Here is a 14,466-nt window from a genome sequence, read left to right on the forward strand (position 1 = left end):
CGCGGGCCGGCACCTAGCGACGCGTTTCCCGCTCCAGCACCCCGTCACGCAGGCGGTACTGCACATCCACCACGCCGCTGGGCAGATCGTCATGGGTGATCATCAGCAGGCTGCGGCCGTCGAGCAGTTGCGGCAGGTCCTGCAGCAGCGCACGCGCAGTGTCCACGTCCAGGCCTTCGGTAGGTTCATCCAGCACCAGGATCGGCGCATTGCGCAGCAGCGCGCGCGCAAGCGCCAGGCGGCGGGCCTGCCCCGCTGACATCGTCGCGCCATTCTCGCCGACCCAGGCCTGCAGGCCGCCGTTGCGCTCAGCCCACTCGCCCAGGCGCACACGCCGCAGCACCGCCCACAGTGCGCTGTCGCTGGCATCAGGGTCGCCCAGCCGCAGGTTCTCCGCCACGGTACCGGCAAACACCGGAGCGTTCTGCGGCAACCAGGCCAGCCGTCGCTGCCAGTCGGCCTGGCTGGCCTCGCGCAGGTCCAGCCCGCCGTAGGTCAGGCGCCCCTGCTGCGGATCCCACAGGCGCAGCAGCAGGCTCGACAGCGTGGTCTTGCCGCTGCCGCTGTCGCCGCGGATCGCGATCCGCTCGCCGGGTGCCAGCGTCAGCTGCAGCCCGCGCAGCACCGGCCGCACCGCGCCCGGCCACTGGAAGTGCACATCGTGCCATTGCACCGCTGCGGTCTGCGGCAGCACCTGCGGGGTTGCCGGATCGAGCACCGCCGGCGGCTGCTCGACGATGGCCTGCAGGCGCGCGGCGGCAATCCGACCGGACTGCAGCGACTGCCAGGCCAGGCCCATGCCGGCCCACAGTTCGATCATCGCCACGGTCAGGAACACCAGGCCGGCCGCCATTTCCGCGGCGATCCGGTTCTGCTCGGCCGCGTGCAGCGCCAGCGCCAGCATCGCCACCAGGCCGAGCCCGGCCAGCAGGCCATGCAGGCTGGAGGCGGCGATCAGGCGCCAGCGCCGGCGCCGGTCGCGCGAGGCGACCTGCTTGGCCGCGACCCGCACCTTGAGCTGCCACGCGGTGCCGGCCTGCAGTGCTGCCAGGTCGGCGGCACCTTCCAGGCCCTCGAAGGCCGCAGTGCGCAGCGCCGCGCGATGCGCCGCACGGTCGGCCTCTTCATCGTCGTGCCCACGCACGCCGAACCAGGGCACGCCGATGCCGATCAGCAGCGCCAGCACGGCAAGCAGTACGCCGGCGGCGGGCAGGATCAGCGCGGCCGAGGCGACGCCCACCAGCGACAGCGCGGCCAACGCCAGCAGCGGGCCGATCGCCCGCACCAGCAGGCCGTCGACCTCGCCGATATCGCCAAGCAGGCGTGCCAGCAGCTCGCCGGTGCGGGTCGCGCCCAGGCGTGCCGGCGCCAGGGGCAGCGCGCGGCGGAAGAACCACACGCGCAGGTCGCGGGCGATGCGCAGGGTGGCATCGTGGCCCACCAGTTTTTCGAAGTAGCGCGACGCGATGCGGGCCATGGTCAGGCCGCGGATGCCGGCCGAAGGCGTGAAGAAGTTGAACCCCTGGCCGAGGCCGGCGGCACCGGCCAGCGCCGCCGCGGTCAGGAAGCCGCCGGACAGGCCCAGCAGCGCGGTGCCGGCCAGCATGGTGGTCCACAGCAGCAGTACCGCCAGCAGCAGCCGCGCGCGGTGGCGCACAAACACGCCGCGCAGCGCATCCGGCGAGCGGCTCATGCGCGCACCGCCTGCGCCGGCGCGACCAGCCGGCCTTCGGGCAACAGCAGGCAGCGGTCCGCCCAGGCGATCACCGCCGGGCTGTGCGTAGCCACCACCACGCTGCGGCCCCGCGCATAGGCGGCCAGGCTGCCCAGCAACGCGGCTTCGGTGTCGGCATCGAGAAACGCGGTGGGCTCGTCCAGCAGCAGTATCTGCGGGTCGCGCAGCAGCAGCCGGGCCAGGCCGATACGCCGCGCCTCGCCCCCGGACAGGCCGAAGCCGCGCTCGCCGATCAGGGTATCCAGCCCCTGCGGCAGGCGCTGCGCGAACTGCAGCACCTGTGCCGCCTCGGCCACCGCGCGCAGCCGCGCGTCACTGGCGCCGGGGTCGGCCAGGCGCAGGTTCTCGGCGATGGTGCCGTGGAACAGATACGGGCGCTGGCTGGCATAGGCCACCTGCAGCCCCGGCCGTACCTGCACGCGTCCGGCGCGCGGCGGCAGCCAGCCGGCCAGCGCTTCCAGCAGGGTGCTCTTGCCACTGCCGCTGGGACCGACCAGTGCCAGCCGCTGGCCGGGTTCCAGGTGCAGATCCACGCCCTGCAGCACATCGTGGCTGGCCCCCAGCGGGCGCAGCACCAGCCCCTGTGCCTGCAGCGGCGGCAGCGCCGCCTCGGCCGGTTCGGGCACCAGCGCCGGCGCGTCAGTGCTGGCCGCGTCCGGTTCGTCCGGCAGTGCCTGCAGCAGGCGTTGCACCTCGGCGGCAGCGGCCAGCGCATTGGCGCGATCGTGGTAATGCGCGGCAAGGCGCCGCAGCGGCGCATAGAACTCCGGCGCCAGCAGCAGGCAGAACAGGCCTGCACCGAGCGAAGGCACGCTGGCGTGCAGCGACATCAGCCCGAGATAGCTCAGCCCCAGGTACAACGCGACCATCGCGACGCTGACCGAGGCGAAGAATTCCAGCACCGTGGACGACAGGAAGGCGATGCGCAGCACCTTCATGGTGCGTACGCGGACGCCTTCGGCAGCGGCCTCGATGCCGGCCAGTTCGGCCTCGCCGCGACCATACAGGCGCAGCAGGCCCAGCCCTTTGATGCGGTCGGCGAAATGGCCGCTCATCCGCGCCAGCTCGCCGAGCTGCGCGCGCCCGGCGGCTTCGGCGCCCCACCCCACCAGCATCATGAAGAACGGCACCAGCGGCGCGGTGAACAGCAGGATCAGCGCCACCACCCAGTCGACCCACGCCACCGCGGCCAGGATCAGCAGCGGCACCACCACCACCTCGGTGCGCACCGGCAGGAAGCCGCTGTAGTAACTCTCGATGGCATCGCCGTGGTGCAGCATCAGTTCGCCCAGTTCGCCGGTGCGGCGCTGCCGCAACCACAGCGGGCCGTGCGCGAGCAGGCGCGCGAACACCCGCTCGCGCAGGGCCAGGCGCGCGGCATCGGCCACATCGCCGGCAGCCGCCTGGGTGACGCTGGCCAGCACGGTACGCAGTACCAGGATCAGCGCCAGTCCCGCCAGTACCGGCAGGCCGTCGGCCAGCGGCCCACGTTCGACCAGCACCTGCTGCACCAGCCAGGCAATGGCCGCTGCCTGCCCGATCAGCAGCGCGCCGGACAGGCTGATGCAGGCTGCGGCCAACCGCTGCCGGCCCCGTGCGGCGCGGGCCAGGCCGGCCAGCCAGGCGGTACGGATGCGCCGCAGCCGGGTGGTTTCGGCGTCGGGGGCATGGGCGTCAGCGGTCGGTTCGGCGGCGCTCAAGGCTCTTCACGGGCAACAGGGGAATGGACGGCATTGTAGGCGCAGGCAACAGCCTCCCCCTGCGGCCGGCGGTCGCAGTCTTCATCGGGTTGGCATAGGATCGACCTGCATACCCATTCATACATTGATCTGGATCAAGGCTGTTTGAAGTAGTCGGTCACATCATTCACCCCGTAGACCACCCTTCCCGCCACCTGCAACGGCACTATCCAACGAGGTAGCCAGGCCATGATTGATCAGACAGTCGTAGAACTGTCGCGGCTGCAATTCGCTCTGACCGCGATGTACCACTTCCTATTCGTACCGCTCACGCTTGGCCTGTCCTTCATGGTGGCCATCATGGAAAGCGTGTACGTGATGACCCGCAAGCAGGTCTGGCGGCAGATGACCCTGTTCTGGGGCGCCCTGTTCGGCATCAACTTCGCCATCGGCGTGGCCACCGGCCTGGTGATGGAGTTCCAGTTCGGCATGAACTGGTCGTACTACAGCCACTACGTCGGTGACATCTTCGGTGCGCCGCTGGCGATCGAAGGCCTGATGGCGTTCTTCCTGGAAGCGACCTTCATCGGCCTGTTCTTCTTCGGCTGGAAGCGCCTGAGCCCAGTCAAGCACCTCACCGTGACCTGGCTGATGGCACTGGGCACCAACCTGTCGGCGGTGTGGATCCTGATCGCCAACGGCTGGATGCAGAACCCGACCGGCGCGGTGTTCAACCCCGAAACCATGCGCATGGAAGTGGTCGACTTCGCCGCGGTGCTGCTCAACCCGGTGGCGCAGGCCAAGTTCGTGCACACGGTCAGTGCCGGTTACGTGACCGGCGCGATCTTCGTGATGTCGATCAGCGCGCTGTACCTGCTGCGCAACAAGCACCGCGACATGGCGCGCCGCTCGTTCGCGGTCGCCGCAGCGTTCGGCCTGCTGTCCTCGCTGTCGGTGGTGGTGCTGGGTGACGAGAGCGGTTATGCCGCCAGCGAGCACCAGAAGATGAAGCTGGCGGCGATCGAAGCGATGTGGGAGACCGAGCGTGCCCCGGCCGACTTCACCGCCTTCGGCATTCCCAACCAGGACACCCACCAGAACGACTACGCGATCAAGATCCCGTACCTGATGGGCCTGATCGCCACCCGTTCGCTGGACCAGCCGATCCCGGGCATCCTGGAACTGGTGGAGCGCGCCGAGCACCGCATCCGTGGCGGGCAGATCGCCTACGGCGCCCTGGAACGGGTGAAGAAGGACAAGAACGACCTGGAAGCGCGCGAGATGTTCGACCGTCACTGGCAGGATCTCGGCCATGGCCTGCTGCTGAAGCGCTACCGCGAGGACATCCTCAACGCCACCCCGGAAGAGATCTCCAAGGCGGCGATGGATACCGTGCCGCGCGTGGCGCCGCTGTTCTGGACCTTCCGCATCATGGCCGGCCTGGGCTTCTACCTGATCGCCTTCTTCGCGCTGGCCTTCTACTTCTCCTGCCGCAACAACTTCCAGGACAAGCGCTGGTTCCTGAAGCTGGCGGTGTGGACGCTGCCGGCACCGTGGATCGCGATCGAATGCGGCTGGTTCGTGGCCGAGTACGGCCGCCAGCCGTGGGCGGTGGATGGCGTGCTGCCCACCTTCTACGCGGCATCGGGCCTGGCACTGCATGAAATCCTGACCACGCTGGCGGTGTTCACCAGCCTGTACACGGTGCTGCTGATCATCGAGATCAAGCTGATGCTGAAGGCGATCCGCAAGGGCCCGGACGACATCCTGCCCACGCTGCAGGCCGACATCCGCCCTGTTTCCCCCACTGCCGTTGCCCCCGGCCAGGCCTGAGGCAGGAGAATCCAGATGGAATTCATTGCACTTGATTACACCACGCTCCGCGTGATCTGGTGGCTGCTGCTCGGCATCCTGCTGGTCGGCTGGGCCGTGATGGACGGTTTCGATCTTGGCGTCGGCACCCTGCTGCCGTTCGTGGCCAGGACCGATGAGGAACGCCGGCTGGTGATCAACACCGTCGGTCCGGTCTGGGAAGGCAACCAGGTCTGGCTGGTGCTCGGCGGTGGCGCGATCTTCGCCGCATGGCCGCCGCTGTACGCGGTCAGCTTCTCCGGCTTCTACCTGGCGGTGTTCGCGATGCTGTTCGGGCTGATCCTGCGCCCGGTGGGCTTCAAGTACCGCAGCAAGCTGCCGTCCAAGCGCTGGCGCGACAACTGGGACCGCGTGCTGTTCGTCGGTGGCCTGCTGCCGGGCCTGATCGCCGGCGTCGCGGTGGGCAACGTGCTGCTCGGCGTGCCGTTCCACTTCGATGACACGCTGCGCGTGACCTACACCGGTTCGTTCTTCGGCCTGCTCACGCCGTTCGCGCTGGTGGCCGGCCTGATCAGCGTGGCCATGCTGGTTTCGCACGGCGCGGCCATGCTGGTGATCAAGACCGACGGCCCGGTGGCCGAGCGTGCGGCGCGCTATGGCAGTATCGCGGCCATCATCAGCTTCGTGCTGTTCGCCGTGGCCGGTGCCTGGGTGGCGTTCGGCCTGCCGGGCTACCAGATCACCTCGCAGGTGGTGACCGACGGCCCGACCAACCCGCTGCTGAAGACCGCCGAACTGGGCAGCGCCGCCGGTGGCTGGCTGCGCAACTACAGCAGCATGCCGGCGACCGTGGTGTTCCCGGTGCTGGGCCTGCTGGGTGCGCTGGCAAGCGCGGTGCTGCTGCGCGCACGTCGTGGCGGCCTGGCCTTCATCGCATCGGGTGCATCCATCGCCGGCATCATCCTTACCGTCGGCTTTGCGATCTTCCCGTTCCTGCTGCCGTCCTCCAGCCAGCCCACCTCCAGCCTGACCGTCTGGGACAGTTCGTCCAGCCATCTCACGCTGTGGATCATGCTGCTGGCCACTGCCATCTTCCTGCCCATCGTCCTCGCCTACACCACCTGGGTGTACCGCGTGCTGAAGGGCAAGACGACGGCGGAGGAAATGGGCGACAACCCCAACGCGTACTGATATCCCCACCTGATAGGAGAAACTCGCATGTGGTATTTCGCCTGGATCCTCGGTGCCGGACTGGCTTCGGTCGTGGCCATCCTCAACGGAATGTGGTTCGAAGCCCGCGAAAGCGGCCGTACCGACAAGGAAGTGCACTGAAACTGTAAAAAAGGGTTGCCGATACGGTCTTCACACCGTATTCTTGGCGGCTCCTTCGGGGTGTAGCTCAGTCTGGTAGAGCGCTACGTTCGGGACGTAGAGGTCGCAGGTTCGAATCCTGTCTCCCCGACCACTTCGGTGGTCGCATCGAAGCCTGGTGCAGTCGTCCAGGCTTTTTTGTTCCCCGCAGGAGCCGCTGCCACGGCAGCGATGCAGTACGGCCCTCCCCCTTGCCGCCATCGGGGGAAATGGCTAGAATAGGCGGCTCCCTTCGGGGTGTAGCTCAGTCTGGTAGAGCGCTACGTTCGGGACGTAGAGGTCGCAGGTTCGAATCCTGTCTCCCCGACCACTCCGGTGGTCACCAAGAAGCCTGGAAGACATCACTGTCCTCCGGGTTTTTTTGTATCCGGCGCCCGCAGCGGCGGCCGGCCGGACCGTTCGGGACGGTCCACGTACAATGGCGCCGCTGCCGGGCGACCGCGCCGCACCTCCCCCACCTGCCGCATCGGCACGTACCGATGGCGGCGCTGCACGCCGCTTGCCGGCATGCGCCACCTGCAAGGACCACCGCATGACGTCCCAGACTTCCCCCTCGCCGTCGCTGCTGCACGGACGCGTACTGGCCTTCGCCGCGATCCTGCTGGCGGCGGTCAACCTGCGCACCGCCGTCACCTCGATCACCCCGCTGCTGGACCTGCTGGGCCAGCAGTTCGGCTTCGGCACCACCATGACCGGCGTGCTCGGCATGCTGCCGACCGCCTCGTTCGCGCTGTTCGGGGTCGCCACGCCGGCGCTGGCCCGGCGCCTGGGCCTGGAACGCACCACCCTGCTGGCGATGGTGATGGCGATGGCCGGGCTGCTGCTGCGTTCCAGCGCCGGCAATGTCGGCACCCTGCTGCTGGGCTCGGTGCTGGCGCTGGCCGGCATGGGCATCGGCAACGTGGTGGTCCCCCCGCTGGTCAAGCGCTACTTCGCCAACAAGGTCGGCACCATGAGCACGCTGTACATCAGCGTGCTGCAGCTGGGCACGATGCTGCCGGCACTGCTGGCGGTGCCGGTGGCCAATGCCGCCGGCTGGCGGGTGTCGCTGGGCATGTGGGCGCTGCTGGCGCTGGCCGCCGCACTGCCGTGGCTGATGCTGGCGCGGCGCGCACCGAAGCCGGTGGCCGACACCACCGACCCCACCGCGCAGCCGCACGGCAGGGTCTGGCGTACCTCGCTGGGCTGGAGCATGACGCTGATGTTCGGCATGACCTCGCTGATGACCTATTCGATGTTCACCTGGCTGCCGCGCATCGTGGTCGAGGCCGGCGCCACGCCGGCCTTCGGCGGGGTGATGGTGGCGGTGTTCTCGGCACTGGGCCTGCTGCCCTCGCTGGTCATCCCCTCGCTGGCGGTGCGCCTGCAGAACCCGTTCCCGCTGGTGCTGATCGGCTTCTTCTCGTTCGTGATCGCCTTCACCGGCCTGCTGCTGGCACCGATGAAGGCGCCGCTGCTGTGGGCCTGCCTGCTCGGCGTGGGCCCATCCACCTTCCCGCTGGCGCTGACCCTGATCAACCTGCGCACGCGCACCCCGACCGGTTCGGCCGCGTTGTCCGGCTTCATGCAGGGTGTGGGCTACAGCTTCAGCTGCCTGGGGCCGTTCCTGGTCGGCTGGCTGCACAGCGTCAGCAACAGCTGGACCCTGCCCTTCACCTTCCTGTTCGGCTGCGCCACGCTGATGCTGTGTGCGTCGTGGGTGGCCTGCAAGCCCCGCAAGCTCGAAGACCTCTGGTGACCCCGGCGACGGCCGCGCTCCTCCCCCCGGCCGGCCGCCCACGCTCTACACACCGTCTCCGCAACGGGTGACGTAGCGTGTCCAAAGCTGACCCGCTCCGCGTCCAGGAGCGGCAGCCTGGATGACGCAGGGCGTGCCGGCGGCACCGGTGCGGGGAACGGGGACGGCCCGGCGACAGGCGCGCCGGTGCGCGCCCTGCAGCCTCCCACGCCAGGGTGGCCGGTCCCGCCAGCACTCTCCGTCAACCAGGTACAGGCAGGCACTGGCCTCCCTGCGGACGCATCAGGTAGAGTTGGCATGTGATGTGCGTCACACTTTCACGCACATCGTTCAAGTATGGATGCTTAGGGGGTCTCATGGTTGTCCACCGTCCGCTGGCGCTCTGCGTTGGCCTGGCCTGCGCCACTCTGGCGTCCTGGGCCGTTGCGGCGCCGCCGCCCGCCGCGATCACGCGGGCCGACCGGCTCGCCGAAATCGGCCGCTACCGTGACCAGGCGCGCTGGGTCGATGCCCTGGCGGCGATCGAGCGCGCCCAGCTGCGCGAACCGGAGGACGACCTGCTGTACAAGCTGCAGGTGCTGACCCTGGGCGACATCGGCAATGCCCACCGCGCCTGGCGCCTGTACCAGGCGCGGCCTGGACTGTTCGACCAGGACCAGAAGGCGCGGCTGGAGGCCAACTACGTGGCCAAGCTGGTCAGCTGGAGCCTGGCCTACGGCGCGACCGAGGATACCCGGCTGGACGAGGCCGAAGCGTCGCTGGCGGAAATGGAGCGCTACGTCGAGCGCGACGGCACGCCGCAGGCACAGGCACCGCTGCGCATCCGCCTGGACCGGCTGATCCTGCTCAACCGGCTGGCCCGCCACGCCCAGGTCCGTGACGAAGCCCGTGCGCTGCATCAGGAGGGCCATGCGCTCCCCGACTACGTGCTGCCGGCGGTGGGTGATTCGATGATGGCCACCCAGCATCCGGACGAAGCCATTCCGCTGCTGGAGGCCGCCGCGAAGAACGATCCCTCGCGGTTCCAGTCGCGCTCGGAACTGGCCTATGCCTACCTGGAAACCGAGCAGGCCGAGAAGGCGGTCGGCTACCTGCAGGCCTGGCAGAAGGACGAACCGGCGTGGCGCTGGGGCGGCGGCAAGGCGCCGTTCGAGAACTGGGCGCGCTACGAAGCCGATCTGAACCTGGCGATGGTGCGCGCCTACAGCGGCGACCTGCCCACCGCCCAGCGTGAACTGGAAAGCCTGGTGGAGGTCGGCCCCGGCAACGGTGGCCTGCAGACTTCGCTGGGCAGCGTCTACCAGATGCGCGGCTGGCCACGGCGGGCGCTGGAACGCCACCAGATGGCCTACACCCTGGACCCGCGTGACATCGCACCGCGCCTGGGCATGTACGAGGCCTACGTGCAGCTGCAGCGCGACGACCTGGCGCGGCCGCTGCATGACGATCTGCTGGCACGCTACCCGACCCAGCCCTCGGTACAGCGCATGGATCGCGACTGGCGCGCGCATCGCGGCTGGCAGCTGATGGCCATGGTCGAAGGCGGCCACAGTTCCGGTGGTGGCGGAACGTCGCCGCTGGGCAACGACGACCTGCACTACGGCATGGAGGTGGCCAGCCCGGTCCTGAACGACCGCTGGCGCCTGTTCGCCTTTGCCGACCGCCGCTCGGTGGACTTCCAGGACCAGCAGATCGACCCGCTGTGGATCGGTGCCGGCGTGCGCTACCGCTTCGACCGGATCGACGCCGAGGCCGCGGTAATGCGTCCCAACGACAGCATCGGCGACACCGGCCTGCGCGGCGGTTTCGGCTGGCAGTTCAACGACCGCTGGCACGCCGGCGTGACTGCAGCGCGCAATGATCCGGAGGCCTCGATGCAGGCGCGCGTGGCCGGCATCACCGCCGACAGCGTCGCCGTGGCGGTGGAGTACACGCGTAGCGAGCGCACCCACTGGAGCATCGGCGGCAGCCGCTTCCGCTATGACGACGGCAACCGTCGCGACACCCTCAACAGCGCCATCGAACAGCGCCTGCTGACCCGCCCGCGGCTGTTGATCGACGGCCTCGGCAGCGTCTACACCAGCCGTGGCAGCCGCGATGACGCGCCCTACTTCAACCCCTCGCGCGATCGGTCGGTGGAAGTGGGCCTGCGCATCGATCAGCAGCTGTGGCGCCACTACGAGCGCCACTTCCGCCACCGCCTGACCGTGTCGCTCGGCAATTACTGGCAGGAAGGGTTTGGCAGCGCACTCATCCCCACCGTGGCCTATCGCCACGAATGGCAGTTCGATCAGGGACGGATCCTCGAATACGGCGTGAGCTGGTCGCGGCCGGTGTACGACGGCCAACGTGAACGTCATATCGGCTTCGATGCCGTGCTGCGCTGGGGAGAATGAGATGGAACGGATGCTTCGCAACCTGATGACCCTGCTGCTGCTGGCGCTGCTGGCGGTGACGCTGCCGGCGACCGCCCAACCCCAGGGCGCGCGTGAGACGGAACTGGATTCGGCCGACAACGGCCTGCTGGTCCTGAGCTACCACGACGTGCGCGATGACGTGCGGGAGAAATCCGATGCCGACGCCTATGCAGTCAGCACGCAGAACTTCGCCGCCCACCTGGACTGGCTGTCCGCGCACGGCTACCACCCGATATCGCTGTCGCAGCTGATCAAGGCCTCGCGCGGTGAAGCACGGCTGCCGCCGCGGCCGGTGCTGCTGACCTTCGATGATGGCCTGCGCAGCGTCTACAGCCGCGTCTATCCGCTGCTGCGCGCCTACAACTATCCGGCACTGGTGGCGGTGATCACCGACTATGTGGACATGGCGCCCGGCCGCACCATCGACTATGGCTACCGCCCCTTCGGCCGCGATGATTTCCTCACCTGGGACCAGCTGCGCGAGATGCAGGCCAGCGGGCTGATCGAACTGGCCAGTCACACCGACAACCTGCACCACGGCGTGCAGTCCAACCCGCAGGGCAACCAGACCCCGGCGGTGATCACCCGCATCTACGATCCCAAGGCGCAGCGTTACGAGAGCGCACAGGAATACGAAAAGCGGCTGCGCGACGATCTGGGACGCAGCGTGCAGCGCATCGAGAAGGAACTGGGCGTGCGTCCGAAGGCCATCGTCTGGCCCTACGCCGCCTACAACCAGCTGAGCAACGACATCGCCGAGCAGCTCGGCATGCCGGTATCGTTCGACCTGGAGGGGCGCAGCACCCCGGTCACCGCCGACCTGCACGGACTGGCGCGACTGCTGGTGACCAGCAACCCGAACGTCACCTCGCTGGCGTTCGAACTGCGCCGCAACGTCACCCTGGACGGCACCCGCGCCCTGCAGATCGATCTCGATTCGGTCTATGACAGCGATGCCGCGCAGCAGGCGCGCAACCTGGATGTACTGATCGAGCGGGTCAAGCGGATCGGCCCGACCCACGTCTACCTGCAGGCGTTCGCCGACCCGGACGGCAACAACACCGCCGACGCGCTGTACTTCCCGAACCGGCACATGCCGATGCGCGCCGACCTGTTCAACCGTGTGGCATGGCAGCTGAAGACCCGTGCCGGGGTGAAGGTCTATGCCTGGCTGCCGGTGCTCGGCTTCGAGCTGCCCGACCTGGCGCAGCGTGCGGCACTGGGCATCCAGAGCCCCGAGCGCGATGGCATGTACCGGCTGGACTTCACCCAGCCGCAGGCACGGCAGATCATCAAGGACATCTACGAAGACCTCGCCATCAATTCCTACTTCGAGGGCCTGCTGTTCCATGATGACGGTTACGTGCGCGATACCGAGCTGGCGCAGCTGCCACAGGAAGGCAGCGACGGTGGCCGGACCCAGGCACTGATCGACTTCACCCTGGAACTGCGCGACAGCGCGCAGCGCTGGCGTCCCAAGCTTGGCACGGTGCGCAACCTGTACGCGCAGCCGGTGCTGCAGCCGCAGAGCGCGGCCTGGTTCGCACAGCGGCTGGACCTGTTCAACCGGGCCTACGACCGGACCGCGCTGATGGCGATGCCGTGGATGGAAGGCAGCCGCCGCCCCGAGCGCTGGCTGGACCGCCTGGTGGTGGCCGTGCGTGCGCACGATCCCGACCTGAAGCACACGATGTTCGAACTGCAGACGGTGGACTGGCGCACCCAGACACCGATCAGCGGCGAACGCCTGCGCGCACAGATCCGTCGCCTGCAGGCGCAGGGCGTGCGCCATTTCGCGTGGTACCCGGACGATTTCATCGCCGACAAGCCGTCGACCCAGGATGCACGCGCGGCGATGTCCGCGCGCAACTTCCCGTATCCGGAGAAGTGACGTGGACATGAACCCGTGGCTCAACGCCCTGTTCCAGTTCGCCTTCTTCTACCCGATGGTGATGGCGTTCTTCTGGATGTCGGGCGGCCTGTACTACTTCTTCCGGCGCGAGCGGAAGTCGCGGCCGCGCAACGATCCCCCGCCGATGGTCGATGCGCCGTTCGCCAGCCTGCTGATTCCCTGCCACAACGAATCGGAGAACCTGGACGACACCATCGGCGCCGCACTTGCACAGCGCTACCCGGACTTCGAAGTGATCGCCATCAACGATGGCAGCAGCGACGACACCGGCGCGCGGCTGGATGCGCTGGCGGCGATCCACCCGCGCCTGCGCGTGGTACACCTGGACCGCAACCTGGGCAAGGCCAATGCACTGCGCATGGGCGCACTGGCGGCCCGTTCGGAATACCTGGTGTGCATCGACGGCGATGCGATGCTGGAAGAGTTCGCCATGCACTGGATGGTCTGGCACCTGACCAGCGGCCCGCGCGTCGGCGCGGTCACCGGCAACCCGCGCATCCGCAACCGTTCCACCCTGCTCGGTCGCCTGCAGGTGGCCGAGTTCTCCTCGATCATCGGCATGATCAAGCGCGCCCAGCGCGTCTATGGCCGCATCTTCACCGTGTCCGGGGTGATCGCCGCGTTCCGCCGCACCGCCCTGCACCGGATCGGCTACTGGGCCGACGACATGGTCACCGAGGACATCGACATCAGCTGGCGCCTGCAGCTGGACCACTGGGACATCCGCTACGAACCCAACGCGCTGTGCTTCATCCTGATGCCCGAAACCCTGAAGGGCCTGTGGCGGCAGCGCCTGCGGTGGGCGCAGGGCGGCGTGGAGGTGCTGCTGCGCCACGGCAGTTCGCTGTTCAGCTGGCGCAAGCGGCGCATGTGGGGCGTGCTGCTGGAGTACATCCTCAGCGTGCTGTGGGCCTACACGATGCTGCTGATCGTGCTGTTGTGGGTGTTGGGCAAGTTCTTCCCGATGCCGCCGTCGCTGTACATCGACACGTTGCTGCCGCAATGGCATGGCGTGATCCTGGCCCTGGTCTGCCTGCTGCAGTTCGCCAGCAGCCTGATCATCGACCGGCGTTACGAAACCCATATCGGCCGCAACTACTTCTGGGTCATCTGGTATCCGATGGCGTACTGGTTGATCAGCCTGTTCACCACCCTGGTGGCCTTGCCGAAGACGCTGCTGAAGCGGCGTGGCAAGCGTGCCACCTGGGTCAGCCCAGACCGGGGTATCCGATGAACGCCAACCGCCAGGCGGCCACCAGCAGGCCGTCCAACCGCTTCGATTCGCGCCTGATCCAGAAACCGCGCAAGCAGCCACGCCTGCAGCGTACCGCGTGGGGCTTCGTGACCCTGGCGTTCTGGGGGTTCTACTTCTACCTGTGGGCACCGCTGGTGACCCTGATCTCGTGGCTGCTGGGCGGCCATCTGGCGTGGCTGCAGCTGTACGAGCACAAGCAGCACCTGGATCCGTTCGTGATCATCGCGCTGCCGGTGATCCTGGCCTGCTGCGCGCTGCTGCTGATCGCCTGGGCCGAGTACAACCGCCTGCGCTTTGCCGGTAGGGAGCGGCGCTGCCCGCGCGAGGATGCCACGCGCGCGGAGATCGCGCAGTCGCTGGGCGCCAGCGATCATCTGGCCGAGGATCTGTTCAACGCCAAGGCGGTGACGCTGCACATGGACGAGCACGCGCGGCCGGTGGGGATGACGGCGCAGGCGTTGCGGTAACCGGCGTGGCCGGGTTGCGCCCGGCAACGGCGGAGGCCGCGGGCCGGACGGTGTGGGCGTGCAGGGCGACAGCCCTGCAG

10 protein-coding genes and 2 tRNA genes are annotated in these 14,466 nt (G+C 68.3%); 10 read left to right on the forward strand and 2 right to left on the reverse strand.

The genetic code is table 11. The features are described from left to right. Nucleotides 1-13 precede the first annotated feature (13 nt). A complete protein-coding gene (cydC, locus tag Q5Z10_RS14405; protein WP_303636099.1) occupies nt 14-1,693 on the reverse strand; it encodes a thiol reductant ABC exporter subunit CydC in 1,680 nt (559 codons plus the stop codon). Next, complete coding sequence (gene cydD / locus Q5Z10_RS14410; RefSeq protein ID WP_303636100.1) at nt 1,690-3,435, reverse strand: thiol reductant ABC exporter subunit CydD; 1,746 nt, start codon at nt 3,433-3,435, stop codon at nt 1,690-1,692. The genes cydC and cydD overlap by 4 nt, the downstream gene beginning before the upstream one ends. 228 nt (nt 3,436-3,663) lie before the next feature. Here cydD and Q5Z10_RS14415 point away from each other — a divergent pair, with 228 nt between their 5' ends. From Q5Z10_RS14415 to pgaD, 10 genes are all read left to right on the forward strand, one after another. Next, complete coding sequence (locus tag Q5Z10_RS14415) at nt 3,664-5,247, forward strand: cytochrome ubiquinol oxidase subunit I (RefSeq protein WP_303636101.1); 1,584 nt, start codon at nt 3,664-3,666, stop codon at nt 5,245-5,247. 15 nt (nt 5,248-5,262) lie between these two features. Further along, nucleotides 5,263-6,417, forward strand: coding sequence for a cytochrome d ubiquinol oxidase subunit II (cydB, locus tag Q5Z10_RS14420; protein ID WP_303636102.1), 1,155 nt, complete (start codon nt 5,263-5,265; stop codon nt 6,415-6,417). Nucleotides 6,418-6,444: 27 nt separating this feature from the next. Then, nucleotides 6,445-6,558 (forward strand): cytochrome bd-I oxidase subunit CydX, encoded by a 114-nt coding sequence (gene cydX / locus Q5Z10_RS14425; protein ID WP_303636103.1) that lies wholly within the window; start codon nt 6,445-6,447, stop codon nt 6,556-6,558. Between the two features lie 56 nt (nt 6,559-6,614). Next, nucleotides 6,615-6,691, forward strand: a tRNA-Pro gene (locus Q5Z10_RS14430). A gap of 139 nt (nt 6,692-6,830) precedes the next feature. After that, a tRNA-Pro gene (locus Q5Z10_RS14435) sits at nt 6,831-6,907 on the forward strand. 222 nt (nt 6,908-7,129) lie between these two features. Further along, nucleotides 7,130-8,335, forward strand: coding sequence for a CynX/NimT family MFS transporter (locus Q5Z10_RS14440; protein WP_303636104.1), 1,206 nt, complete (start codon nt 7,130-7,132; stop codon nt 8,333-8,335). A 356-nt stretch (nt 8,336-8,691) separates the two neighbouring features. Further along, nucleotides 8,692-10,731 (forward strand): poly-beta-1,6 N-acetyl-D-glucosamine export porin PgaA, encoded by a 2,040-nt coding sequence (pgaA, locus tag Q5Z10_RS14445; protein ID WP_303636105.1) that lies wholly within the window; start codon nt 8,692-8,694, stop codon nt 10,729-10,731. 1 nt (nt 10,732) lies between these two features. Then, nucleotides 10,733-12,643 (forward strand): poly-beta-1,6-N-acetyl-D-glucosamine N-deacetylase PgaB, encoded by a 1,911-nt coding sequence (gene pgaB, locus Q5Z10_RS14450; RefSeq protein WP_303636106.1) that lies wholly within the window; start codon nt 10,733-10,735, stop codon nt 12,641-12,643. Between the two features lie 7 nt (nt 12,644-12,650). Further along, entirely contained in the window at nt 12,651-13,898 is a 1,248-nt protein-coding gene (pgaC, locus tag Q5Z10_RS14455; protein WP_442758960.1) for a poly-beta-1,6-N-acetyl-D-glucosamine synthase, read from the forward strand. Beyond that, the gene (pgaD, locus tag Q5Z10_RS14460) at nt 13,895-14,386 is read left to right on the forward strand and encodes a poly-beta-1,6-N-acetyl-D-glucosamine biosynthesis protein PgaD (protein ID WP_303636108.1); all 492 of its coding nucleotides are present in this window, start codon (nt 13,895-13,897) and stop codon (nt 14,384-14,386) included. Before pgaC ends, pgaD begins: the two co-directional genes overlap by 4 nt. Nucleotides 14,387-14,466: the final 80 nt, after the last annotated feature.

Origin of the sequence: Stenotrophomonas sp. 704A1 (genome assembly GCF_030549525.1) — a bacterium.
GTDB classification, from domain to species: Bacteria; Pseudomonadota; Gammaproteobacteria; order Xanthomonadales; family Xanthomonadaceae; genus Stenotrophomonas; species Stenotrophomonas tuberculopleuritidis.

Coding starts and splice junctions, on each gene's coding strand:
- cydC (WP_303636099.1), bottom strand. CDS start 1,693: ATGAGCCGCTCGCCGGATGCGCTGCGCGGCGTGTTTGTGCGCCACCGC.
- Q5Z10_RS14415 (WP_303636101.1), top strand. CDS start 3,664: ATGATTGATCAGACAGTCGTAGAACTGTCGCGGCTGCAATTCGCTCTG.
- cydB (WP_303636102.1), top strand. CDS start 5,263: ATGGAATTCATTGCACTTGATTACACCACGCTCCGCGTGATCTGGTGG.
- cydX (WP_303636103.1), top strand. CDS start 6,445: ATGTGGTATTTCGCCTGGATCCTCGGTGCCGGACTGGCTTCGGTCGTG.
- Q5Z10_RS14440 (WP_303636104.1), top strand. CDS start 7,130: ATGACGTCCCAGACTTCCCCCTCGCCGTCGCTGCTGCACGGACGCGTA.
- pgaA (WP_303636105.1), top strand. CDS start 8,692: ATGGTTGTCCACCGTCCGCTGGCGCTCTGCGTTGGCCTGGCCTGCGCC.
- pgaB (WP_303636106.1), top strand. CDS start 10,733: ATGGAACGGATGCTTCGCAACCTGATGACCCTGCTGCTGCTGGCGCTG.
- pgaC (WP_442758960.1), top strand. CDS start 12,651: ATGAACCCGTGGCTCAACGCCCTGTTCCAGTTCGCCTTCTTCTACCCG.
- pgaD (WP_303636108.1), top strand. CDS start 13,895: ATGAACGCCAACCGCCAGGCGGCCACCAGCAGGCCGTCCAACCGCTTC.